This window comes from Dyadobacter psychrophilus (assembly GCF_900167945.1).
Taxonomy (GTDB): Bacteria; Bacteroidota; Bacteroidia; order Cytophagales; family Spirosomataceae; genus Dyadobacter; species Dyadobacter psychrophilus.
Map to the genome: position 1 here is coordinate 1,245,535 of NZ_FUZA01000002.1, position 25,790 is coordinate 1,271,324.

Sequence of the window (25,790 nt, forward strand, 5' to 3'; positions counted from 1 at the left end):
ATTAAATTTTAATCAATTTCTTAAGTGTTTCTAATTTCTTCCTAATATCTGCTCCAATTCCACATTATCGGAGCAATGCGCGCGCGGAAGTTTGAATGCCATGGCAGATCCGCTCCATGGGAAGGTCGTTGCTGTCTTCGCCAAACGGATCTTCGATCTCTTCTGCGATTACTTCAAGGCTCGCCAGAATGTAAAACACAAACATGACGAACGGAACTACCAGGAAATGCAAACTGAACACATATCCGATCGGCAGCGTAAGGCAGTAAATGAAAATGAATTTTTTGATGAACGAGCTGTAAGACAACGGAATAGGCGTGTTTTTTATCCGTTCGCAGGCCCCGCAAATGTTAGTAAAAGATTCAAGTTCGTGATTTAGCAGGATGATGTGTTCAGGTAGTAAAACACCGCTTTTTTGAAGGTCGATCACTTTACTAAAGATGGCAGCGGCAATCTGGTTAGGAATATGCTCGTGCACATTCAGTGTCGTTTTTGGGTACAGGTCGGAATCTTCAAACTCAGCAGGCCGGTAACCGCTTCTTAAATGGTTTTTGAGTGCAAATGCATAATTAGGGATCATTTTCATAAAAAACTGACGCTCCGATTCATGATCCTTTCCTAAAAGCGCATCTAATTTTAATGCCAGGTTGCGGCTGCTGTTCATAAGTGAGCCCCATTGTTTCCTGCCTTCCCACCAGCGGTCGTAAGCCGTATTTGTCCTGAAAACCAATAACATTGAAATGACAAAACCCAGCAGCGAGTGCATCAGGGAAATGTTTTTCAAGTCGGTGTTCTCCTTCAACTTGAAATGTATCAGCAATAGATAAGCGACGGCGGTCGAGTAGACTGCTATCGTTAAAATCAGCGGGGTAAGTTTCCGGACTGTGTCTCCTTTTTGAAAATAAAAGATGTACCGAAACCACTCTTTAGGATTGTAATCTATCATTTGAGTTTAACATTGTCAATTAGTTTAAAGAATTCTTTGAGGCATTTGGCCGTCAAACGAGCATCTTCCAGCGCATTATGGGTTTCTTCCTCCCGTTCAAAGCCAAAATAAGTGGCTACCGAGCCAAGGCTTAAAGAGCGGGGAACATTCTTGCCGTTCTTTTCCAAAATTTGAAAGAACAGGTAAGAAACCGTATGCAAGTCGATCAGCTTATTGGAGAATCCCCATTTCATTTTCTCATTCCGGTAGGCATAGCGCAGGAAATTGATGTCATTAATGACACTCTGACCGCAGATGATGACATTGGTAAGGTTGGGCTTTCCGGCATTCAGCTTTTTCAACCATTTTTCAAACTCTGGCAAAACGTCGTAGATCATGGGTGCATCTTCCAGATCGGCCATAGACAAGCCATGCACTTCCTCAGATTTTACAGAAAATGCTTCCTCATTTTCAGGATAAACATTCTGCAAATAGGTGCCCAGAGAACGCCAGTTGTCGTCAAAAAACTCCGCGCCAATCTGGATGATTTCATTCCAGCCCGGCTCCGGGCCTGTCATTTCAATGTCTAACACGAGGAATGCCATGCAATGGTTTTGATTGGTAACAGAAAATAGGACCCGTTTTGAAACTCAAACTTATACTTTTGTGTACAAAATTAGAGAAACATTACATTTTAGCTGATCCATTCATTATTCATTTATATAAAATGCCCATCGATTACAACGAAATACCGTCTCCTTGTTTTGTTCTGGACGAAACGCTCCTGCGTAAGAACCTGGCATTGATAGATTCGGTGCAACAGGCGGCAGGCTGTAAGATCATCCTGGCGCTGAAAGGATTTTCCATGTTCAGCGCTTTCCCGATCGTGAAGGAATATCTCAGCGGGGCAACAGCAAGTTCGCTGAATGAGGTGAAATTGATCAATGATTTTATGGGTTACCAGGCGCACACGTATATGCCAGCCTACCTGGACAGCGAATTTACCGAGATCATGGAGCGCAGCAGCCACATTACTTTCAACTCGCTGAGCCAGTGGGAAAGATTTAAGGATAGGGTGGAAGCATTCAAGTCAGCCAACCCTGCGCACGCACTTTCATGCGGCATTCGGGTAAACCCGCAATATTCCGAAGTGGCGACTGATATGTATAATCCATGTGTTCCGGGATCACGACTGGGAATCACACGGGACAAAATGCCGGACACACTTCCCGAAGGAATAGACGGCATTCATTTTCACACCCTTTGCGAGAACGGCTCAGACACGCTGGAGCGGACATTGGAAGCGCTGGAATCCCGCTTTGGAGATTTGTTGCATCAGGCCAGGTGGTTAAACATGGGCGGTGGACATTTGATGACACGGGAAGGTTATGATATCGAAAAGCTAAAAAAATTAGTTAGTAATATCAAAGCCAAATATGATCTGGATGTGATACTGGAACCAGGTTCAGCCATAGCCTGGAGAACAGGTGTTCTGGTGACGACAGTGTTGGACGTGATGGACAGCCAAGGCATTGATGTGGCGATCCTTGACACCTCCTTCGCTGCCCATATGCCCGACACTTTGGAGATGCCTTACAAGCCCGCCATCACAGGTGCGAGCATGGAAGCCGTGGTGGGAAAACCAACTTATAGAATGGGCGGAATGACTTGCCTTGCCGGAGACTTTATAGGTGACTATTCATTTGATAAACCGTTGGCCGCTGGAGATAAAATCATATTTGAGGACATGATCCACTACACAATGGTAAAGACCACAACATTTAACGGTGTTAACTTACCTTCCATTGGTATGATTGGAAGTGACAGGGATTTTAACTTGATCAAATCTTTCGGGTACGAAAGTTTCAAGGACAGGTTATCGTAGTAAACACGTCACTTTTGGCATTAATAAGACAAAAAGTAAGAAGCCTCGTTCAGAAAATCGTTATATAATACGATCTGAACGAGGCTTTATTTCTATTAAGAATTGCGAATTAATTTGTGGTTCAAAGGCGCTAATTTTCTTTTGGAAGCATCGGGAATAACCTTCTTATTTCTTCCGGGGATGGTTGTTTTCCGTATTCTGTAATTTCGAAGACTTCGACGAATTTGATCTTCTCCGCCTGTTCTTTTCCATACCATTTTTCCACAGTCACCTTAATCTCCGGTGTGATAGAAGAGCGCTTTTCAGTCGCTGCCATCAGCCAATTTTTTCGCTCTTCAAGACCCTTGGGAACATTAGCAAGATCCTGGCTTGTCCATGGCAGCCACTCGTAAAATTGGGAGACATGCGCATCCAACGCGTCAACTTTTTTAGTAATGGCGGCTGTGATATCTATGGCAATGTCGGGACGGAAAGGGTTAGGCCGTTGGAAACGGTCTCTGAAATACAGAAAAACAGGATTTTTAACCAATGGAGGCACACTGCTAAGAATATTGGGCACGATCACAAGGTAAGATGCGTCCTGAACGACCACGCCTGTATTACGGTGATCGGGGTGATAATCGTTTGTACGGGGTGCGATGACAACATCCGCGTTCCATTCGCGGATTTTACGAATTACTGCCAGTCTGTTTTCCAAAGTGGGAAAAAGCTCACCGTCATGGTTATCCAGAACGTCGTATTCAATGCCCAGTCGTTTTGCAACCTCTTTGGTCTCGTTCAGTCTGCGTTTGGCCAGTTCGCCGCCTCCAATATCCTGATGCCCTGCGTCGCCATTGGTAAGGGAAACAAATTTGACCTTATGGCCCATAGACGAGTAAATGGATGCCACGCCGCCCGCTCCCAGGTCACAATCGTCCGGATGGGCGCCAAAGACTATAATTTTCAGTGGTGTTTTGGGAGTTTCTGCTGCGTTTTGGGAAAAGACGTGCGATTGCCACATCACCAGGATAGGCAGAAATAAAATTTTTCTCATATGGTTAAATTGATTTAGGTTGGGAATGATGCAAAATAGGAATTAAAATTTGTAGTTTTTTTTATAAAAAACTTTGCGCATCTTTTGAAGTCAATATCCGTCAGCAGGAAGAGCAAAAAGCGGATTTGGAGAAACTGGGACGGGAAAAATTTACGCTGGCTAACCGTCCAGAGTAACAAGTCTTTAATGATTCTGCGGTAATATTTAAAAAGCCCCCATTAAGATTCTTCTAATATTCCTGTATCTTTGTATCCCGTAATCATAGAAAAAAAGCAACGTCTTATGGCTTCCAAAGCACGAAAGACCGCGAAGTACATTTTCGTTACGGGCGGTGTAACATCTTCACTTGGCAAAGGAATCATTGCCTCTTCATTAGCAAAACTACTGCAAGCCCGAGGGCTTTCTGTTACGATTCAAAAATTTGATCCATACCTAAATATTGACCCGGGTACAATGAATCCTTACGAGCACGGTGAGTGCTATGTAACGGACGACGGTGCAGAAACGGATCTTGATCTTGGGCATTATGAGCGTTTTCTTAATGTTCGCACCTCCCAGGCAAACAATGTTACCACGGGCCGCATTTACCATAATGTCATCACAGCCGAACGTCGGGGCGATTTTCTTGGGAAAACAGTCCAGGTGGTTCCGCACATTACGGATGAGCTCAAAAGGAACATGCTTCTCCTCGGCCAAACCGGCGATTACGATATTGTCATTACGGAAATCGGCGGCTGTGTAGGGGACATTGAGTCGCTTCCGTTCCTGGAAGCAGTACGTCAGGTTAAGTTTGAAATGGAAGAGCACGATACACTCGTGATCCATTTGACATTGATCCCTTATCTTAATTCAGCGGGAGAGTTGAAAACGAAACCGACACAACACTCAGTGAGAATGTTGCAGGAATCAGGGATTCAGCCGGACATTCTCGTTTGCCGCACGGAGCATCCGCTTCCTTACGACATCCGTAAAAAAATCGCGCTTTTCTGTAATGTTCAGGTGAATTCGGTTATTGAGGCAATGGACGCGGACACCATTTACGCCGTGCCTTTGCTCATGCTGAAAGAAAGGCTCGACCAGCGTGCGCTTTATATGCTCGATATTTACAATGATAAAGACGTTGACCTGGATTCCTGGAAAACATTCTTGTCACGCTACAAAAATCCGGTTGATTCCATCCGCATTGGATTGGTAGGGAAATATGTGGAATTACATGATGCTTACAAGTCGATCGTTGAATCATTCATTCATGCCGGCGCTGCGAATGAATGCAAGGTGAACATTGAATGGATCCATTCCGAAAGTCTTACCGCCGAAAATGCTGTTGAAAAACTGGAAAACCTGGACGGCGTGCTGGTAGCACCTGGTTTTGGTGAAAGAGGGATTGAAGGAAAGATCGCCGCGATCCAGTATGTGCGTGAAAACAACATTCCTTTCTTCGGGATTTGTTTGGGCATGCAAATGGCCGTTATCGAGTATGCAAGAAACGTGATCGGCTGGGGTGGCGCGCACTCCGTGGAAATGGACGTGAACACCGATCATCCCGTGATCCATTTGATGAAAGATCAGAAGGACGTTTCCAACAAAGGAGGGACCATGCGTTTGGGTGCGTATCCTTGCAAGATCAAAAAGGATTCCCTGGCAAGCCGGATCTATGGAAAAACCAACATCAGCGAGCGCCATCGTCACCGTTACGAGTTCAACAACAAATATCTCAAAGATTTTGAAGAAAAAGGGCTGATCGCGACAGGGATCAATCCCGACAACAATCTGGTTGAGATGGTGGAGCTTCCGGGGCACCCATTCTACATTGGCGTGCAGTTCCACCCGGAGCTGAAAAGCACAGTGATGAACCCGCACCCGATTTTTGTGAACTTCGTGAGTGCAGCACTCGCTTATTCGCTCGAAAAGAGATCCGTTGATTCATTGAACACCTCAATCCACTGATCACAAAAAAGGCCGATAAGGAAAAAACTTATTACCTTTGCCGTCCCGTAACGGGTAAACTATTTCAATAATTTTAAGTAAATAATGGATAAAAATTTTATCATCGGCTTAGTATTAATCATGCTAATGCTGATTGGCTACCAGATCCTGGTTCCGAAACCTGTGGAACCTGCACCTGTGGAGCAAGTAAAAACAGTTACCTCAAAACCCTCTGTTCAATCACCAACAGCTTCGGATTCAACCAGCTCACTTTCAAATACAGATTCAAATGCGGTTGCAAAAGTCGCTCCCAAGGACCTGGTAATTGAGACCAACGATACACGTGTTGTTTTCTCAAATAAGGGCGGGATCCTGAAAGAGGTAATGTTGAAAAAATACAAAACCTATGATCAAAAGCCGCTTTATCTGATTGCAGAAAATCATAATAATTTCCGTATCAATTTTCCTACACCAACCGGTGATGTGCATCTGACGGATATGTTTTTTACCACAGACGCGCAGGATCAGAAATTGGACGAAAAGGATTCAGTAATAGTCACTTATCGTGCACCGCTGAAAAATAACCAGTTTGTTGAACAGACTTATGTGGTAAGAGGGTCAGGTTATGTGATCGATTATGGCATCAAATCGAATGCTACTGGATCCAGTGATAAACTGGTGCAGCTGGACTGGAACAATGATCTGCTGCAATTGGAAAATGACATGCACAAAAACCGTGAGGTAGTGACGATCAACTACTATACGGATGAGCTGCAAAGCCTTGCTACAAGCCCTACTGCAACCGAGGAGGAGAAAACGGCCGAGCCGGTGAAATGGTTTACGATCAAACATAAATACTTTTTGGCTGGCTTAATTTCAGAGAAACATCCATTCAGTAACATGTCTATGCGGGCAGACGTTAATCCGGCCGATTCGACCGTGGTGAAAACCATGCACGTTACTGCCGGAATTCCGATGTCGGCGATCCAAAAAGGAGAGGCGAACTATCAGTTCTTTCTTGGTCCGAATGATTATCACCTCGTAGATAAAGTAAAGGCAGAAAATTTCGATCAGAATGTTTATTTGGGATACGCATTTTTAAAGCCCATCAACAAGTTTTTCCTGGTTCCACTATTCAACTTCCTGGAAAAATTCGTGAGTAATTACGGTCTTCTGATCATTTTGCTGGTGCTTTTTGTAAAAACGATCTTAACGCCGCTTACATACAAGTCGTACATCAGCATGGCCAAGATGAAGTTGCTTGCGCCTGAACTGGAACAGATCCGCAGCCAGAACCCTGATGATATGGCAAAGCAGCAGCAAGATCAGATGAAGCTGTATCAGGAAGTAGGCGTAAGCCCGCTCAGCGGCTGTATTCCCGTGCTGGCGACAATGCCCATCCTGTTTTCACTCTTCTTCCTCTTTCCCAACTTGATAGAGCTGCGACAGCAATCTTTCCTATGGGCTAGTGACCTTTCCACTTACGACTCATTCATTAAATTGCCGTTTACCGTTCCTTTCGGTGTAGGAAACCACATCAGCTTGTTTACAGTTTTGATGACTGCTTCCAGCATTGGTTATGCATATTATAACAACCAGATCACGCCAACCCAGCCGGGTCCGGTGAACATGAAAGTGTTGGGTTATATTATGCCTTTGATGTTCATGTTCGTTCTGAACTCTTTCCCCGCAGGTTTGACATTCTATTATTTCGTTTCAAACGTCGTGACAATTGCTCAGCAGCTTTTGATCAAACGCTTTGTGAATGAGGACAAGATCCGGAACATTCTGGAAGAGAACAGAAAGAAAAATGCGAACGGCGAGAAGAAACAAACCAAGTTTCAAAAGTATTTAGAAAAGTCGCTGCAAGCCGCAGAAGAGGCTAAAAAGAAGCAGGCCGAACTCGAGAAACGTTCGAAAAAGAAATAAAAGATTTATTATAGCGTAATATATAGGGCAATGTTTCCAACCGGAAATATTGCCTGTTTTTTTCTCTTTAACCGGATTTTGTAATTTGTCCGGCGTTACTCAATTTTCACCCACTGTTCCGATGAAAGTAATTACCATAGTCATCTTCATCCTCGTCGGTTTGAGCGATGCAGCCCTTGCCCAAAATATTGCGCAAACGGAAAGCAGATACAAATCAGCGTTGTCGGACTATAAACAAGGACGTTATGCAGCAGCCATGGAGAAGCTGTCGCCCCTCACGAGCGTAAATGCAAAAACGACATATTCGGCCTATGCACATTACTACTATGCGCTCTCTGCCTATCAATTGAAACGTTATAAGGAAAGCAAGCAAATGCTATTGCAATTGCAGAGCCGTTATCCCGGGTGGAACCGGATAGGCGATGCGCAGTATCTGCTGGGAGCCATTGCACTGGAAGCAGGGCAGTTGGATGAAGGTTTGGGGCATTTGGCCAAAATCAAAGATTCCTCACTTGCAAAAGATGTTTTTACGCTGAAACAACATTACTTTGGCGCGATCACAGACCTTGCCAAACTAAAAGAACTGCAAAAGCAATATGCTAGCGATCGGGACATTGCATTAACATTGGTCCACTTCATTGAAACTTCACCAAGCTCGACACAAACGGATTTCCAGATTGCAGATCAGCTGCAGAAGCAATTTAAATTTAGTAAAAAAGAGAAGGTTGCAGTCGCAGAGGAAGCGCCAAAACGAAGCATTCCTAAGTCGGAGGGCCAGTGGACAAAGGGTTACTATGATGTTTCTGTGCTGCTTCCGTTCCGGTTGGATGAATTCAGTACTGCGAAGCGTCGTTCAAACCAGTTTGCCTATGACTATTATCTTGGCCTTACCATGGCAAAAGAGCAGCTCGCAGCCGAAGGAATTAATGTAAACCTGTGGGCATACGACGTGGGTGCGGACGCAAAAGCCGTTCAGCCGATCGTCGACAATAAGAATTTTCAGCAGTCCGATATGGTGATCGGGCCCCTTTATCCCGCCACATTTGAAGTTACCGCGGGCTATTTTGCCAATGCAAATGCCATTATGCTTAACCCGCTTTCCACCGATGGCAACCTCCTGAAAGCCGGTTCCAATATATACCTTGCGCACCCTTCCATAGCATTTCAAATGCAGAGAGCGGCCCAATGGATGAAAACGCAGGCAATCGGCTCCAATAATGCGATCTATTATGGTGGCTCCGCCAAGGATTCGGCCATGGCTTTTTCCTATGCCAATGAGTGGAAAAGTAAAGGCGGTAAAGTCTTGGAAATGATCAAAATCCAACCTGGCCGCGAATGGATGGAAACCAACATATCAACATTTGAAACAACTAAACCAGCACACATTGCCCTTTTTTCAACCGATGGCAGTGCCGGCTCAATGCTCATGGAAGTGCTCAACGGACGCAAGTTGACAGCAACGCCCGTGCTCAGCACATCCACCAGTTTCAATGCGCAGCAATCCAGGCTTAACCGATATGCTTCCAGGCTTTACCTGATCGACACGGATCCTGTGGACCGGGAGAAGGAAAATATTCGCGAGTTTCAGAAAAATTACTGGAACAAAACCAGCACATTCCCTTCTGTTTACTCTTATCAGGGTTATGATCAGCTGCTCTTTTTTGCACGGATGCTGGCCAAGCACAAGGATAAATTTCAGGACGGCCTCCGTTCAGCCCGACCTGGCGACGAAGAATATCTTCTTTCCGGATTTAATTTTACAAAATCAAACGAGAATCAGATTACACCTGTTTTGAAATATAATGGCTCCAAATGGATGCCAGTGGACAGGTAACCCAAATTAGCGTATCCAATGAATATTGCAACGAGTCAGCATCTTTTCGAAAAAGCACAGCATTTTATTCCAGGCGGCGTCAATTCTCCTGTTCGGGCTTTCCGGGCGGTAGGAGGGTCACCGGTTTTTATCAAATCGGCCAAAGGGCCTTACGTTTACGATGAGGACGATAATGAATATATAGAACTGATCAATTCCTGGGGGCCAATGATACTGGGACACGCCAATGAATTGATCCAAAAGGCTGTTTACGATGCCATTCAGCATTCATTTTCCTTTGGCGCGCCCACGCGCAGGGAAGTGGAAATGGCCGAACTGATCGTTAGCATGGTGCCATCGATTGAAAAGGTGAGGATGGTTAATTCCGGCACGGAGGCAACTATGTCGGCTATCAGAGTAGCAAGAGGATTCACAGGAAGAGATAAAATCATCAAGTTTGAAGGTTGCTACCATGGCCACGGCGACAGCTTCTTAATCGCAGCAGGAAGCGGCGCAGTAACATTCGGCACACCAGACAGCCCAGGCGTTACAAAAGGTGTTGCAAACGATACATTAACCGCGCCGTTCAATGATCTGGAAGCAGTTCAGACACTAGTCAACGCGAATAAAAACGACATTGCAGCATTGATACTGGAACCTGTAGTCGGTAACATGGGCTGTGTGCTTCCGGCGGAAGGTTTCTTGCAAGGCTTGCGGAAAATTTGTGATGAAGAGGGAATTGTGCTGATCCTGGATGAAGTGATGACAGGCTTCCGTTTGGCGAAGGGCGGAGCACAGGAAAGATTCGGAATATCCCCGGATCTAACAACGTTAGGAAAAATAATAGGTGGAGGAATGCCCGTAGGGGCGTATGGAGGCAGAGCGGACATTATGAACAAGGTTTCACCGGCCGGCCCGGTTTACCAGGCAGGAACGCTGTCAGGCAACCCGATTGCTATGTCGGCAGGCCTTACAATGCTGAACTATCTCAACGACCACCCGGAAGTTTATACGCAATTGGAAGCATCTGGCGAAAAACTGGTCAATGGTTTCAAAGCGTCCATGCAAAAGCTAGGTTTGAATTACACATTAAATCAAATCGGCTCCATGTACACGCTATTCTTTACGGATCAGCCCGTAACTGATTTCCCGTCCGCAAAATCCTCAGACCTTCCATTGTTCGGCAGATATTTCCACGCAATGCTGGACCGCGGCATTTACATGGGACCATCCCAGTTCGAAAGCATGTTCCTATCCACCGCATTGGAAGACAAGCATTTAGACAAAATCATCAAGGCCAACGAAGAATCCCTGAAAGAAATTCTAAGCTTATAAATGAATGCACTCTCATTCATCGCATCGGCGACCGCTCGTTCATCGCATCGGCGACCGCTCATTCGCTCATTCACTCATTCACTCATTCACTCATTCAAAATTCACTCATTAAACAATGCGCCACTACTCCATCATCATCCCTGTCTACAACCGACCCGACGAGTTGCAGGAGTTGCTGGACTGTCTTGTGCAGCAAACGGTTAAGCATTTTGAAGTGATCATTGTAGAGGATGGCTCGAAGATTAAGGCTGATGCTGTTGTAAGGTCCTTCGAGCAAAAACTCGACATTAAGTATTTCTTCAAGGAAAACGGAGGCCAGGGTTTTGCAAGAAATCATGGTTTCGAACGGGCTTCGGGAGATTACTTTATTCTGCTGGATTCCGATGCATTAATTGAGCCAAACTATCTTGCTGTTGTTGAGCAAAAACTGAACACCGAATACGTTGACCTTTACGGCGGCCCGGATACGGATCATCCATCATTTACACCGATTCAAAAGGCCATAAGTTATTCCATGACATCTGTTTTCACGACAGGTGGGATCAGAGGAAAGAAGAATAATATGGGCGGTACATTCCATCCAAGAAGCTTCAATATGGGTCTTTCCAGGCAGGTTTGGGAGAAAACGGGCGGCTTTCTGACGAGCCGGATGGGGGAGGACATTTTGTTCAGCATTGGTGCGTTACGCCTTGGATTTCGTTCCGCATTGATCCCGGAAGCTTTTATTTATCACAAGCGCCGCACGCAATTTGTTCCGTTTTTCAGGCAGTTGAAATTCTTCGGAAGAGCAAGGATCAACATTGCCCGCTTCTATCCCGATGAGCTGAAACTGGTGCACACATTTCCATTGCTTTTCACATTGGCCGTTTGCAGCATTCCATTCTGGTTCCTGATTTTCGAGCCGTTTTTCTACCTCGGTCTGATGGGCCTGGGCACTTACATTCTGCTGCTTTTTATCGACGCTTTACAAAAAACAAAGAGTGTCGAAGTGGCGTTTCTGGGAATAGGGGCCGCATTTGTACAGCTTTTTGGCTACGGAATCGGCTTTATGGAGGAAGGATGGAAAAGACTCTTCGAAAAAAAGTCGCACCGGGAAACCGGCGCGACTATAGAATATCCTTCATAATTATAAATGCCCCGGGCTTAAGCCCGGGGCAAAGGTTTAACAGATTATAGTTTTTGACAGAAATATACAATCTCTTCGCCGGGTAAGGCATACTTTTGGACTTCTGCTTTGGATAGCTCATCCATCACAAAACGGTCCTCAGTCACAGTAAAACCGCCTTTTTCCAATTCACGACCGTAATTACGTCCAAACAACCTCAAATGGTCGTTTTGCAAAAAGTACTTTTCTCTTTCTTTTGGATCAGTAATCGTGGCATCTTCGTAAGTCACTTCGTACTTCATATCCTGCGGAGATTGGATCAATGCCCAACCTCCTGGTTTCAGTACGCGGTGAAGCTCGCTCATCGCCAGAATGTAATCGTCGACGTGCTCCATCACGTGATTGCAAAAGGCCACATCGAATGTATTTTCAGGGAATGGAATAGAATGAATGTCCATTTTCACCTTCGCCAGTGGTGATTCAATGTCGGCCGTAATGTAATCCAGATTTTTCATTTGCTCGAAGCGATCAATGAAGCAATATTCCGGCGCTACGTGCAGCACTTTAAGATTCGCAGTGAAGAAATTAGTTTTTCTTTTAAGATAGAGACCCATTAATCTGTGCCGTTCCAATGACAGGCAACTTGGGCAAAGCGCGTTTTCCCGACTGGAAGTATTGCGGCCGTATGGAAGGAATTTCCTGTAACGGCTTTCACAAACAGGACATTCGACCTTGTTGCCGATATAAAAAATGCTGAGAAAACGGGCAACCCAGTGACCGACCAACTGGAGATAGGGCCGGGGAATATATCTTAATACTAAACTAATGATGGATTTCATTAAATCAATTAACTAAAAATTAATAATTTTAGGATCATAACAAGGAAAAAAGTAATAAATGATTCCATCGATCGATCCGAAACCACCTGGCAAAAGGCTAATTAAACGAATGTCAACGCGTACCAAATGGATGATATTAGCTCCATGCGGCCTGTTGATTTTCAGTTTTGGCCTTACCGTCCTGAGCGAGGCAGCACACCAGCGCCGGACAGGAGTTCCTACGCAGGTTTGGGTTGTATTAGGATTATATAGTCTTGCGCTGATCAACGGTGGCCTGGTCATGTTTGGCGAAGCCCTCCGTTTCCGTATTTTACTCGATGTCCGCAGGGAAACCCGGCGCAGCATGCGTCAGCTGGTTCGTAAGATCAACATCAAGGCTGCGAGTAAGCACAAACCCGGTAAAAAAACAAAAAGCCCTACCAAAACAGATTGACAGGGACTAGTTGAATTCCTTTTCGTAGATGCTAAAATTATTTTTTATTAGCTTCAAACTGAGCCTTTATTGCTTCAACATCAACGTTGCGTACTTCTGGCTTGCGTAAAAGATCTTTGATTTTCGCTGTGCGGTTATTAGCTACTGCTTTGTTTCTGCGACTCTTACGTTTTAATTCCGTAACTCCCATTGTAAAATATTGTTTTGTGAAAGAGCCGCAAAATTAATCATTTTCGCGTAAATAATGCAGACAATAGTCACAAATATTGCCTAACCTGCCCTAACTTTACGGTTAAATTGGCTCACGGGCCAAATTAATTACAAATACTGACACCAATTGACGTTCGATAGCCGGCAACTTCGCTTGCCGGCATATCACTTTCAAGTTGCGTTGAGCAGTGCTTTTACCGAATGAATTCAATGAGTAAACCATCCCTTGCCCGCGGAACCCGAGACTTCGGTCCCGAACAAATGGCAAAACGTACTTTTATTTTTGACACCATCCGCCGCTCTTTCCAACGATACGGATTTTTGCCCCTGGAAACACCAGCCTTTGAAAATCTATCGGTGTTAATGGGTAAATACGGTGACGAAGGCGACCAGCTTTTGTTTAAGTTGCTGAACTCAGGCGATTTCAGCGGAAAACTTACCGATTCCGACTGGCAGGAGGGTTACAAGCCACTAACTTCGAAAATTTCAGAAAAAGGACTTCGCTATGACCTGACGGTTCCATTTGCACGCTATGTGGTAATGAACCGGGGAACATTGGTAATGCCTTTCAAAAGATATCAGATCCAGCCCGTTTGGCGTGCAGACCGCCCTCAAAAAGGCCGTTACCGCGAATTTTATCAATGTGACGCCGATGTTGTCGGAACCGATTCACTGCTTTGTGAAGCCGAAATTGTTTTGCTTTTGCATGAAATCCTGCCCGCATTAGGGATCAATGATTTTACGGTGAAGATCAACAATCGCAAGATCCTGACAGGCATTGCGGACATGATTGGTGCGCATGGTATGGAAGGCCCGCTTTGTGTTGCGATTGATAAATTGGATAAAATAGGAAAAGATAAAGTCGTTGAGGAACTGATCGAACGCGGCTTTTCCAATGAAAGCGTTACCCAGCTCGATCCGGTTTTAACGCTTTCCGAAGGTGCTGAGCCTTTTACAACATTAAAGAACTGGTTGGCAAGCTCCGAAATCGCAATGAAAGGCATTCAGGAACTGGAAGAGGTTTGGGATCTGGTAAAATTGCTTGGGCTTGAAAATCCCAAAATCCAGCTTGATGTGACTTTGGCGCGTGGCCTTTCGTATTATACAGGGGCTATTTTTGAAGTGAAGGCGAACAATGTCCAGATCGGCAGCATTTCTGGTGGCGGCCGTTACGATAACCTGACCGGCACTTTCGGCGTTCCGGGCATTTCAGGCGTAGGAGTCTCGCTGGGAGTTGACCGGATTTATGATGTAATGGAAGAGCTTAATCTCTTTCCCGAAAACCAAAAGACGGCAACTAAGGTTATGATTTCAAACTTTGACCAGCAAGCATTCCGTTTTGGATTGTCTGTGTTGCCAAAATTGAGAGAAGCTGGCATTAATGCGGAAATCTATCCGGATTCTGTGAAGCTCAAAAAGCAGCTGGATTATGCCGACCGGAAGAACATTCCATTTGTAATCCTTATTGGATCCGATGAAATGGAGACCGGACAACTTACTTTGAAAAATATGAAGACAGGCGAGCAGCAGAAATTAAATGCTGACGACATCACCGCGTTACTCGCCGAAAACAATGACTGAACTTAAATTTCTGAACCAAAACTTGCTAAGCAGACGCCCACAACACAATGAATGACAACATATTAAGAATTGCAATACAAAAGTCCGGAAGATTGAGTGAAGACTCTTTGAAACTGATCAAGGAGTGTGGGATAAGGTTTGATAATGGTGCCGGGAAATTAAAAACGGACGCCACGAATTTTCCAGCACAAATTCTTTTCCTCCGGGATGACGATATTCCCGGATATGTTGAAGACGGCGTCGCTCATCTGGGCATCGTGGGTGAAAACGTTTCCGAGGAGTCGAACCGCGATGTGGATACGGTCCATAAGCTGGGTTTTTCCAAGTGCAGATTATCGATAGGTGTGCTGAGAGAGCATGATTATAACAATGTTACAGATCTGGAAGGAAAGAGCATTGCGACGACCTATCCGCGTTTGTTGGAAAAATATCTTAGTTCTAACAATGTTAAGGCACAAATTCACGAGATCAGCGGGTCTGTGGAGATTGCGCCGAGCATTGGCCTTGCAGATGCAGTTTGTGACATTGTAAGCTCTGGGAGCACGCTTTTGAGCAATGGTCTGAAAGAAGTGGAAACGATTTTCAGATCTGAGGCCGTGATGATAGCCAGTAAGCACCTTTCCGATGTTCAAAAGGACCTGCTGGATCAGTTGCTTTTCCGCATCAAGTCGGTTCAGGTTGCCAAGAATAACAAATACATTTTGCTCAACTGCCCAACCAGCGCAGTGGAAAGCATTACCAAATTCCTTCCCGGAATGCGCGCCCCAACCATTCTGCCATTAGCGACAGAAGGCTGGTGTTCATTGCATTCTGTAATCAACGAAAATGAGTTTTGGGAAAACATCGAGAAAATCAGACAGGCTGGTGCAGAGGGAATTCTGGTTATTCCAATTGAAAAAATGATCTTGTAATTGTATGAATATTATTCCATTTCCTGGAAGAGACCAATGGCCTGCATTATTGGCCCGCCCCGTTCAGGAAGCACAGGATATTGAAGCGAAAGTAAATCCTATCCTCGAAAAGGTGCGGAATGAAGGTGATAAAGGCATTAAGGAGCTGGCGTTGAAATTTGACAAAACGGTTCTTGAAAACATTGCATTCACCGAAGCAGAGCTGGCTGGCGCAGCTGACCAGCTTGATGAAAAGCTTAAACAGGCGATAGGGCAGGCTTATCAGAACATTTATAAGTTTCACGAAGCCCAGCTTCAACCTGCCGAAAAGATAGAAACCATGCCCGGCGTCACCTGCTGGCGGAAGAGTGTTGGTATTGAAAAAGTGGGCATTTACATTCCCGGCGGCTCCGCACCATTGTTCAGCACCGTGCTAATGTTGGGAATCCCTGCAAAAATCGCGGGTTGCAAAGAGGTTGTATTATGCACTCCATCGGATCACCCGGCGATTCTGTATGCTGCCCAGCTGGTCGGCGTAACCAGAGCATTCCGGATAGGAGGCGCGCAGGCTATAGCCGCCATGGCCTACGGAACGGAAAGTGTGCCGAAAGTCTATAAGATATTTGGCCCTGGAAACCAATATGTTACCACCGCTAAAATGTTGATCAGCAAAGAAGGCATCGCCATTGATATGCCTGCGGGGCCTTCGGAAGTTGCCGTTTATGCGGATGACACTGCAATTCCAGCATTTGTGGCTGCCGACCTTTTATCACAAGCCGAGCATGGCCCGGATAGCCAGGTGCTGCTTGTTTCGACGAGTAAAAAACTGCTGTCATCAGTTAACCTGACATTATCCTCGCAAATGGACAAATTGCCGAGACGCGATCTGGCTGCGCAATCCATTGCCAACAGCAAAGCCATTCTGCTCGAAACAGAGGAAGAGGCCATTGATCTGCTGAATCAATATGCAGCGGAACATTTGATTTTAAGTGTTGAAAATGCAGAGGAGGTTTCAGAGAAAATAGTGAATGCAGGTTCGATCTTTCTTGGCAATTACACACCCGAATCATGCGGCGATTATGCGTCCGGAACCAATCATACATTGCCTACAAACGGATATGCAAGGGCATATAGCGGTGTTTCTGTGGATAGTTTTGTAAAAAAGATCACTGTTCAGAGCATTACAAAGGAGGGAATTGGCAACATTGGCCCGGTGGTAGAAGCCATGGCAGAGGCCGAGTCGCTGGACGCCCACAAAAGAGCCGTTAGCATCCGGCTAAAAAGTCTTTTGTAAAAGAATTTGAATTATGAATATTTGCAGCATGAAAAATACATTTGATCTTAATAAAATCCTTCGTCCGCACATACTTTCACTCGCACCGTATTCTTCCGCGAGGGATGAATATACGGGGCATTCGGGCATATTCCTGGATGCGAACGAAAATCCTTACGGATCTGTAACGGAAGAGAATTATAACCGTTACCCGGATCCATATCAGGCTGAGATCAAGCATAAGCTGTCGCCAATCAAGAACATTGGCATCGACCGCATTTTCCTTGGAAACGGCAGCGACGAACCGATAGATCTGCTCACAAGAGCAACTTGTACGCCCGGTCAGGATCACGTCATGATTTTGCCGCCGACCTATGGAATGTATGAAGTAAGCGCCTCCATCCACGATGTGATCATTGATAAGGTTTCTTTAACGGCTGATTACCAGATCGATGTTGAGGCCGTGCTTCATGCGATCACGCCGAAAACAAAGATTATCTGGATCTGTTCTCCTAATAATCCGACGGGCAATGTGATGCAATCCGAAGCGATCCGCACAATTCTGGAAAGCTTTGATGGCCTGGTGGTTGTGGACGAAGCTTACATTGATTTCACAGACACGCCTTCCTGGATTCAGCATCTGGACCAATATCCCAATCTGGTGGTGCTGCAGACATTTTCCAAAGCATGGGGACTGGCAGGGATCCGTGTGGGAATGTGCTTTGCAAGTCCCGAGCTGATCCGTATCCTTAACAAGATCAAACCGCCCTATAACATTAGCCTGCCAGCTCAGAGAGCATTGTTGGAAGGTTTGGGGGGAATTGATAAGAAAGATAAAATGATCGCAGAAATTCTTAAAGAAAGGACTTTTTTGTGTAACATGTTAACGGATTTATCGTTGGTGATTAAAGTGCATGCAACGGATGCTAATTTTCTCTTGGTACAATTTGATGAAGCAAAGGCCATCATGGATTACCTGATCCACGAAGAGATCATCGTAAGAGATCGTTCGCGCGTTCACCTTTGCGACGGATGTTTGAGAATTACGGTAGGAACCCGTGAAGAAAATGAAGCTTTAATTGAGTCATTAAAAAAATATCAGCAGAAAAGTGTAGCAGCCTAGCACACTTTTTTACAAAGCACCGAATAAAAAATTTCCCCGATAAAAACTCATTATGAAGAAATTAGCCTTAACGTTTGCCTTTATCCTCAGCTTTGGTTTTGCACATGCCCAATACGACAACTGGGCGGTTGGTTTCAAATTGGGAGAGCCGACAGGGATCAATATCCGCAAGTATTTCAATAACATTCACGCACTGGACGTCACCGTGGGGACTTATGGCGGGATTTTGTCCAACGACCGGAAATACAGAGGAGATGAGGGAATTTACAAAAATGCCGGCGTGTCATTGCAAGTACATTACTTATGGCATACACCGCTTTTCAACTCCGAAGCCGTACACGTTTACTACGGATTGGGCGGACAAGTGAACAGCCGCAGATCTTACCCAAAACGTCTGAATGGAAACTATGAGAAGGACATTTCGCTTGGTGGATCCGTTTTAGGTGGAATTGAATATTACATTCCGGACAACCGTATTTCGGTTTTTCTGGAAGGCGGGACCTATGTTGAATTGCTGCCAAGACCGTTTTATCTAAGCCCAAACATTTCAGGAGGCATCCGCTTCAACCTGTAAGGTGTTTAAAGTTTATAGTTCATCGGCAGGGTCGGGTAAGACTTATACGCTCACAAAAGAGTATCTCAAACTCGCCCTGCACTCGAATTCAGACACTTATTTCCGGCATGTCCTGGCTGTAACATTCACCAATGCAGCAGCCAATGAAATGAAAGACCGCATCCTGCTTATGCTGCGGATCTTTTCCGATTCTTTCAACTCCGGTGCTGTTCCCCATCCCATGCTGCGTGATGTGGTGACAGAAATGTACCCGGATACGATCCAAGACAGTACACTTTTCGAAGGCGCCTGCCAGCTCATTGCGGGACGGGCCCAACTCGTTTTCAGGCAGATCCTGCACCGTTATTCCGACTTTTCGGTGATGACCATCGATAAGTTTACGCAACGGCTCATCAGCAGTTTTACAGACGAGCTCGGCATTCCGTTCATTTTCGAAACGCAGCTGGACAGCGATCTGCTGGACGACGCTGTGGATCGCCTGCTCGCACGAATAGGGCAGGATGGCGAAGAAGTGCTTACAGAAATAGTTGAGAAATATTATCGTGAAAATGCCGAGGAGGGGAAAAGCTGGGGAACGTTGCCCATGCAGATCCGTGGAACCGCAGGCACATTGCTGAGTGAGCAAAGTTACATGCAAATGAAGCGTGTGGAAGATCTCAGGATGCAGGACTGGATCGCGATCCGCAATCAAATGCGCGCTTTTGTCCGCGAACGGGAGGCGCACATTGCGAAATTATCCAAAAATGCTTTTGAGCTCATACAATCCACTTTTCTAACCGAAAAAGATTTTCACCAAAGCGGGAGAGGGATTTACGGTTACTTCCGTGACCGCGCCGAAGTAAAAAAGCTGTGGGCCGAACCCAATTCTTACGTTTATAAAACCATCGGAGAAGGTGTTTGGTATGGCGCCAAAACCCCTGTTTTAATTAAGGACGAAATTGAGAAGGTCAGGACAGATCTGGAAAACTATTTTCATCAGATCGAGAATATCAGGACTTCTGAATCGCAGAAAATTACACTGTATAACCAGTTGGACAGGCACATTTATAACTTGTCGTTGCTGGGCGAGATCAGGAAGGAATTTGACGCGCTTTTGAAGCAAAATAACCAGGTCCACATTTCAGATTTTAACAGGAAAATCGTTGAAATCGTGGCGCGGGAGCCTGTTCCGTTTATCTTTGAAAGACTGGGAGAACGGTATAATCACATTCTGGTTGATGAGTTTCAGGACACATCCAAGCTGCAATTCGCCAACCTGCTTCCACTAATTGAGAATTCGTTGTCAGGCGGATTCTTCAATCTGATCGTTGGGGATGCCAAGCAATCCATCTACCGGTTCCGGGGTGGCGATATGGACCTCATTCTGCATCTTGCTACAAGCCAGGTGATGGCGCTGGCCACTGTCCTGGGCAACAGTTCGTATAATGCAGAGCGGTTACTGAGCCTGGATAATTATCTCGATGTAAACCATCTGAAAGTAAATCGCAGGAGCCGTCGCGAGATCACTGACTTTAATAATAAATTTTTTGCATTCATTGCCGAAACAGCTGGTGCTGACAATGTGCTCATTAAGGAAGTTTACGATCAAAATTTTCAGCAGGAAATCCCGGAAACAGTTCCCGCTGGAGGACATGTCGAGATCGAGTTTCTTGAAATGCAGGACGATAATGAGGATACAGACGATGAAAGCTCATCGGATAGCATTGTAAGGCGTTCGCTGGAACTCGTGACCGAGCTGAGGGCAGCAGGATACGACTGGCGCGATATAGCCATTCTGTGCCGGAAAAAGAAAGAAGCGACTGCCTTGGCGAGCACATTAAAAGAGGCTGGGCTTCCGCTGATTTCGGACGATGCGCTTTCACTCGGCTATTCCCGTTCTGTCCATTTCATCATTTCGTTCATGAAAGTGCTGCTCAGCGCAGACCATCGTCTGGCGCGCTACGAGGCAGCTTATCTTTTTCATCATGTTATCCGGAGAGAAAATCCCGCAGCGAGCGAGTACGAGCAAATCCGCATTCTGTGCGAAGAAAGCGGTTTGGACACATTTTTGGAATATTTCAAAAAATGGAACATCAATCTGAGCTCGTTCCGCATGCGACAACTGTCGGTTTTCGAGCTTAGCGAGCAGCTAATGCAACGTTTTGGGTTATTTCAAAACCATTTTGAAAATGAATATTTGTTTCGTTTTCTGGATGTGGTGCTGGATTTTGGCAACAGAAAAAGCAATCACCTGGGTGACTTCCTGACTTACTGGGAGTCGGCCAGGCACAAACTTTCCATTACAATCCCCGACGAAACCGACGCGATCCGCATTACCACCATTCATAAATCCAAGGGCCTCGAATATCCCGTCGTGATCGTGCCTTATGCGCATTGGAAAGTGACGCCCAATGCCAAGCTCGACCGCCTCTGGCTCGATCTGGATGAATTGGATTATGAAGAGCTTACCCTGGCAGATCAGCCGGATTATGCGCCGAAAAAGCTGCGCAGTTCAATGGTTTCTGTGGTTAAAGACCTCGAAAACACGGCAATAGCAACGCAGTATACGGACGAGCGAACGCGGACATTGGTCGAAAATCTTAATTTGCTTTATGTGGCTTTCACGCGGCCGGTGCAGCGCTTGTACATTTTGGCAAAAAGGGAGCGGCGCTGGGAATCAGGGCAGCAGGTGAGCAACTGGCTCCAAAATTTTCTTGCGCAAGAGGATTTCGTGCCGGCCTGGAATGAAAGTGAGTCAAAATACATTATTTCCAATGGCCATAGTGCGCCTATGCATGCGCACAGAAAATCGGACGCCCAGCCATTTGTATTAAATCACATTCTCAGCAACGACCGTACAGAATCATTGCGCCTCCGGAGAATGGCCGACCGGATCTTCGACGTAGAAACATTCGAGCCTAAGCATGACCGGTTACAAAAAATCCGTTATCTGCTTACCCGCCTTAAAACCATTTCTGACCTGCCACTCGCGCTGGATCGGTTGGTAGGGGAAGGGATTTTTACCAAATCAGAAACAGCTGAGATTGAGGCTCAGACTAGTGATTTACTCAGTGATCCCGAGTTGCTAAGTCTTTATCAGGACGTGAGTAAAGTGCAAACCAACAAAGAATTGCTCATTCCCGGAGGCAACCTGCTGCACATCGACCGGGTTGTCCAGCGACCAGACGGCGAGTTCATTTTTATGTCGTTTGTAGGTGGCAGCAATGCGGACGAACCACGCAGGCATCTGCGAAAACTGATCAAAACGTATGAAGGTGCCGGTAAGCGATCCCGTGGTGTGCTGATCACACTGGAAAACGAGCTGGTGGAGTGGATCTCCGGCAAGGGTAATGAATAGGACAGTTCAAAGTAGAACTAGTTCATAACCAATATTCGATACTAATCCTTAAAATAGTTCTAAGTAAGCGCCCGCTTTGGACCAAATTTGGTTTTTTTTTCCTGATATTGACGGGAAATTGCAAAACCAACATTCCGCTACTTAGAAGTTTATGCGCATATCTTTCCAGCAACAGATTTTACTTGGTATAATCTTCTCCGTTATCCTGGTTGTTGTCGTCGGCCTCACCTCTTATAACGCGATAAGGATGCAGCAGGAGAATGCCGGCTGGGTGAATCATACCAGGGAAGTAATGACGGTGTCAACAGCTGTGAGAAACCGGTTGCTCATGGCAGAATCGAATGTCCGTGGCTTCGCACTCACCAAAAATATAACATTCGAAGATAATTACCGGGCGGCCGTTGACAATGTTTGGTCAGAGTTGGATGCGATGCGAAAGTTGGTGAAAGACAATAAATCACAAGTTAGCCGGCTGGATTCGCTTACGCCATTAATACAAGTGCGGCTCGACTTAATGGCCCAGCAATACGAAACCCTGAAATCCGCAAATTACCAGATAGACACCATTAAGGCCATCGTTTTAAAAGGCAAGGTCCTTTCTTCTCAAATTGATTTTAGCTTTAAACGAATAGAAAACCAGGAAGAGGGACTATTAGCTGAGCGGGAGCAGCTGGCGGGCGAGAGCTCGAAACGCGCAACGCAATACATTCTATTCGGAACGCTGGCGTTTCTGTTTGTCGTTTTCTTGCTTTATTATTTCATCAGAACAACCTATAATAAGCAGGTTGCTTCTGAAAATGAGACGATTAAGGCCAATAAGCAACTCGAACAGCTTTCTATTGAGGATCAGGAAAAGAACTGGATATTAAATAATGCCGTGGAGCTCGCCGAAGCGATCCGGGGAGAGCCTACCCAGCATGAACTGGCGAGAAAACTGTTAAGCAAGCTCGTGGAAGTGACAGGTTCGCCGGTGGGAACAATGTATCTCGTGAACCGTACAGGGGAGTTACTGCAGCTTGCCAGCAGTTACGGAATCGATGGATCGGCGTCTTTGCCAGAGGAGATCATTCTCGGCAAAGGCCTGCTTGGACAACTGGCTGCCGACCAGGTAGGACTGAAAAAAATCACTGTCCCTGCCGCATATCTTAAAATTGCCAGCACAACAGGCAATGCAGATCCTTCCATTGTTTACATCAAAACCATTGCATTCGAAGGCGCAATTACGGCGGTTATCGAAGTAGGTTATTTAAATGATCCCGGTGACAAAGTTTCCAAATTGCTGGAAATGGTTTCGGATAATGTTGCCGTTGCGATCATGGCTGCGCACGCCCGCCAGACTACAAACGAATTGCTGGAAAAAACGCAGTTACAAGCTGAGGAGCTGGAAAGCCAGCAGGAAGAGCTGCGGGTTACGAACGAGGAACTGATGCGCCAGTCTTCGCTTTTGCAAGTTTCCGAAGAGGAGCTCAGGGTGCAGCAAGAGGAATTGAAGCAGATCAATACAGAGCTGGAAGAGAAGGCTTTTATGCTGGAAGAGCAAAAAAGTACCATCGAAGAGGCGCGGGATCAGATACAAATTAAAGCCGACGAGCTGGAAAAAAGCGGGAAGTTCAAAAGTGAATTCCTGGCCAATATGAGCCACGAATTAAGAACACCGCTTAACAGCATTCTAATTTTGTCCAGGATTTTGGGCGAAAACAAAGGTGCGAGGCTGAATGAAGAGGAGCAGCGATATGCTTCGGTTATTTTCAATTCCGGCAATGATCTTTTGACGCTTATTAACGACATTCTGGATCTTGCAAAGGTGGAATCAGGCAAGATTGAGCTCATGTATGAGCACGTTAATACGGAACTTTTGCTGTCTGAAATCAGGAACACATTCCAGAAAATAGCTGAAAATAAAGGGCTAACCCTTAAAATTGAAAAAGACGCATCCTGCCCGGATGTGCTGTATCTTGATCAGGTTAGGTTGTTACAAATTATCCGTAACCTGGTTTCCAATGCGGTGAAATTTACTTCCGCGCCGGGAACTGTTGCGCTGAACATCCGACAGGAAGCATCACATTTATTCTTCGAAGTTTCCGACACAGGGATTGGAATCGCACCTGAGAAGCAGCAGTCCATATTTGAAGCATTCCAGCAGGCCGACGGTTCCACGAGCCGCAAATATGGCGGAACAGGACTTGGATTATCGATCAGCCGTGAACTGGCCAACCTTTTCCAGGGATCCATTTCGTTGAAGAGCCAGGCTGGGGTAGGGTCTACATTTACACTGAAAATCCCTGTTAAAAATCAAACGGAAACTTCGGACCAGATCGAAGTGCCTGCTGAGGTTGTTAAAGCACCGGAACCGGTCAAAGCAAACCCTGTTCATGAAAATGGCAAAGCTTATCGACTCTTACTGGTGGAAGACGACGAGATATTCGCAGCCGATATGTCCGCAAAGGCGCGCGACAGCGGTTTTGAAGTTGTGGTCGCGGAAACGGGTAAAAAGGCTATGGAGCTTGTCCTGACGTTCAAGCCCACAGCCATTATTCTGGACATGCATTTGCCGGATATGTCAGGCGATGAGGTTTTAAAAGAGCTGAAATCCGATTCCAAAACAAAGTCCATTCCTGTTCACACCGTCTCGTCCGGCTCGTATCTGGACATGGATATGGTGAAAGAAGGAGCGATCGGTTTCATGCAAAAGCCTGTGGACCAGAAGTCGGCGGAACATATTTTCACATTGCTTAAACTGGAATCCGGCAAAACGGAAAAGCAAAAGATCCTGCTCGTAGAAGACGATCAGTACCAGAGTAAATATCTGGGCGACTTCCTCACTGCCAACAACTTTTTTGTGCTTTACGCATTTTCGGGAGCAGAAGCAATGTCCATCCTTCATGCAGAAACCGTTGACGGGATCATTTTGGATATCCGGCTTTCCGATATGAACGGGCTGGATTTCCTGGATCAGATCAAAAAAAATCCGGCTTGGAGCGCGGTGCCGGTTGTTGTAAATACAGCCGAAGATCTGAATCAGGTTGACCTCACCCGTGTGATGAAATACGCGCATCCGGTGGTGATGAAAACCAGGAAATCCAATGAACGTTTATTGGATGAAGTGAAATTGTTTTTGAAAAATATCCAGCCAAAGACGGTTAAGGCACCCGAAAAACGGGAAGCATTCAGCAACCCGGTGGTTCATGCGGAAAATGTTTTTATAGGCAAGAAAGTGCTCGTTGCCGACGACGATATGCGAAACATTTTCGCGCTAAGCGCTGTGTTGGAAGAAGCTGGTTTTAAAATAGAAATAGCCACAAATGGAAGGGAAGCCATTGAAAAGCTGGAAGACACTCCTGAAATAGACCTCGTGCTGATGGACGTAATGATGCCGGAAATGGATGGGATCGAGGCAACACGGAAGATCAGGGAAGTGAGTAGATGGGCCAACCTGCCAATCATTGCGGTGACTGCGAAGGCTATGCAGGGAGACAGGGAACAATGTCTTGCAGCTGGTGCAAACGACTACATTTCCAAGCCTGTGGACGTGGATAAGCTGCTAGCATTGATCAAAGTATGGTTGCATTCCGCGTAACG

At 45.8% G+C, this 25,790-nt stretch carries 19 protein-coding genes; 14 read left to right on the plus strand and 5 right to left on the minus strand.

Features of this window, described 5'->3' with window-relative positions:
• Nucleotides 1-64: 64 nt before the first annotated feature.
• Both B5X68_RS12125 and B5X68_RS12130 read right to left on the minus strand, forming a co-directional pair.
• Nucleotides 65-946: a bestrophin family protein gene (locus tag B5X68_RS12125; RefSeq protein ID WP_082214934.1), complete on the minus strand. Its 882-nt coding sequence runs from the start codon at nt 944-946 to the stop codon at nt 65-67.
• Nucleotides 943-1,530 (minus strand): 3'-5' exonuclease, encoded by a 588-nt coding sequence (locus B5X68_RS12130; protein WP_082214935.1) that lies wholly within the window; start codon nt 1,528-1,530, stop codon nt 943-945. Before B5X68_RS12130 ends, B5X68_RS12125 begins: the two co-directional genes overlap by 4 nt.
• 122 nt (nt 1,531-1,652) lie before the next feature.
• Here B5X68_RS12130 and nspC point away from each other — a divergent pair, with 122 nt between their 5' ends.
• Nucleotides 1,653-2,810: a carboxynorspermidine decarboxylase gene (nspC, locus tag B5X68_RS12135; RefSeq protein WP_082214936.1), complete on the plus strand. Its 1,158-nt coding sequence runs from the start codon at nt 1,653-1,655 to the stop codon at nt 2,808-2,810.
• A 130-nt stretch (nt 2,811-2,940) separates the two neighbouring features.
• Here nspC and B5X68_RS12140 read toward each other — a convergent pair whose 3' ends face one another.
• Entirely contained in the window at nt 2,941-3,843 is a 903-nt protein-coding gene (locus tag B5X68_RS12140; protein ID WP_082214937.1) for a PIG-L deacetylase family protein, read from the minus strand.
• A 282-nt stretch (nt 3,844-4,125) separates the two neighbouring features.
• On the opposite strand from B5X68_RS12140, the gene pyrG reads away from it, so the two are divergent.
• The 5 genes from pyrG to B5X68_RS12165 all read left to right on the plus strand — a co-directional run bounded on the left by pyrG (nt 4,126) and on the right by B5X68_RS12165 (nt 11,972).
• Nucleotides 4,126-5,790 (plus strand): CTP synthase, encoded by a 1,665-nt coding sequence (gene pyrG / locus B5X68_RS12145; RefSeq protein WP_082214938.1) that lies wholly within the window; start codon nt 4,126-4,128, stop codon nt 5,788-5,790.
• 84 nt (nt 5,791-5,874) lie between these two features.
• Entirely contained in the window at nt 5,875-7,698 is a 1,824-nt protein-coding gene (yidC, locus tag B5X68_RS12150; RefSeq protein WP_082214939.1) for a membrane protein insertase YidC, read from the plus strand.
• Between the two features lie 121 nt (nt 7,699-7,819).
• A complete protein-coding gene (locus B5X68_RS12155) occupies nt 7,820-9,532 on the plus strand; it encodes an ABC transporter substrate-binding protein (protein WP_082214940.1) in 1,713 nt (570 codons plus the stop codon).
• Nucleotides 9,533-9,550: 18 nt separating this feature from the next.
• On the plus strand, nt 9,551-10,846 hold the full coding sequence (gene hemL, locus B5X68_RS12160; RefSeq protein ID WP_082214941.1) for a glutamate-1-semialdehyde 2,1-aminomutase: 1,296 nt from the start codon (nt 9,551-9,553) through the stop codon (nt 10,844-10,846).
• A gap of 115 nt (nt 10,847-10,961) precedes the next feature.
• A complete protein-coding gene (locus tag B5X68_RS12165; RefSeq protein WP_082214942.1) occupies nt 10,962-11,972 on the plus strand; it encodes a glycosyltransferase family 2 protein in 1,011 nt (336 codons plus the stop codon).
• A 44-nt stretch (nt 11,973-12,016) separates the two neighbouring features.
• Here the strand turns inward: B5X68_RS12165 and B5X68_RS12170 are convergent, their stop codons facing one another.
• Nucleotides 12,017-12,790 (minus strand): class I SAM-dependent methyltransferase, encoded by a 774-nt coding sequence (locus B5X68_RS12170; RefSeq protein ID WP_082214943.1) that lies wholly within the window; start codon nt 12,788-12,790, stop codon nt 12,017-12,019.
• Nucleotides 12,791-12,899: 109 nt separating this feature from the next.
• Between B5X68_RS12170 and B5X68_RS12175 the strand changes: the two genes are divergently transcribed.
• A complete protein-coding gene (locus B5X68_RS12175; RefSeq protein ID WP_229208376.1) occupies nt 12,900-13,223 on the plus strand; it encodes a hypothetical protein in 324 nt (107 codons plus the stop codon).
• 37 nt (nt 13,224-13,260) lie between these two features.
• On the opposite strand, the gene B5X68_RS28915 is transcribed toward B5X68_RS12175, so the two are convergent.
• Nucleotides 13,261-13,413 carry a hypothetical protein gene (locus B5X68_RS28915; RefSeq protein WP_169719995.1) on the minus strand — a complete coding sequence of 51 codons (153 nt, stop codon included), beginning with the start codon at nt 13,411-13,413 and terminating at the stop codon, nt 13,261-13,263.
• 230 nt (nt 13,414-13,643) lie between these two features.
• On the opposite strand from B5X68_RS28915, the gene hisS reads away from it, so the two are divergent.
• The 7 genes from hisS to B5X68_RS12210 all read left to right on the plus strand — a co-directional run bounded on the left by hisS (nt 13,644) and on the right by B5X68_RS12210 (nt 25,788).
• On the plus strand, nt 13,644-15,014 hold the full coding sequence (gene hisS / locus B5X68_RS12180) for a histidine--tRNA ligase (RefSeq protein ID WP_082214945.1): 1,371 nt from the start codon (nt 13,644-13,646) through the stop codon (nt 15,012-15,014).
• Between the two features lie 47 nt (nt 15,015-15,061).
• Complete coding sequence (gene hisG, locus B5X68_RS12185; protein ID WP_082214946.1) at nt 15,062-15,925, plus strand: ATP phosphoribosyltransferase; 864 nt, start codon at nt 15,062-15,064, stop codon at nt 15,923-15,925.
• A 4-nt stretch (nt 15,926-15,929) separates the two neighbouring features.
• Nucleotides 15,930-17,198 (plus strand): histidinol dehydrogenase, encoded by a 1,269-nt coding sequence (hisD, locus tag B5X68_RS12190; protein ID WP_082214947.1) that lies wholly within the window; start codon nt 15,930-15,932, stop codon nt 17,196-17,198.
• A 28-nt stretch (nt 17,199-17,226) separates the two neighbouring features.
• Nucleotides 17,227-18,300 carry a histidinol-phosphate transaminase gene (gene hisC / locus B5X68_RS12195; RefSeq protein WP_082214948.1) on the plus strand — a complete coding sequence of 358 codons (1,074 nt, stop codon included), beginning with the start codon at nt 17,227-17,229 and terminating at the stop codon, nt 18,298-18,300.
• Nucleotides 18,301-18,352: 52 nt separating this feature from the next.
• On the plus strand, nt 18,353-18,874 hold the full coding sequence (locus tag B5X68_RS12200) for a hypothetical protein (RefSeq protein ID WP_082214949.1): 522 nt from the start codon (nt 18,353-18,355) through the stop codon (nt 18,872-18,874).
• A 1-nt stretch (nt 18,875) separates the two neighbouring features.
• Nucleotides 18,876-22,211 (plus strand): UvrD-helicase domain-containing protein, encoded by a 3,336-nt coding sequence (locus tag B5X68_RS12205; protein ID WP_082214950.1) that lies wholly within the window; start codon nt 18,876-18,878, stop codon nt 22,209-22,211.
• A gap of 151 nt (nt 22,212-22,362) precedes the next feature.
• Nucleotides 22,363-25,788 (plus strand): response regulator, encoded by a 3,426-nt coding sequence (locus tag B5X68_RS12210; protein ID WP_082214951.1) that lies wholly within the window; start codon nt 22,363-22,365, stop codon nt 25,786-25,788.
• The last annotated feature ends 2 nt before the right edge of the window (nt 25,789-25,790 follow it).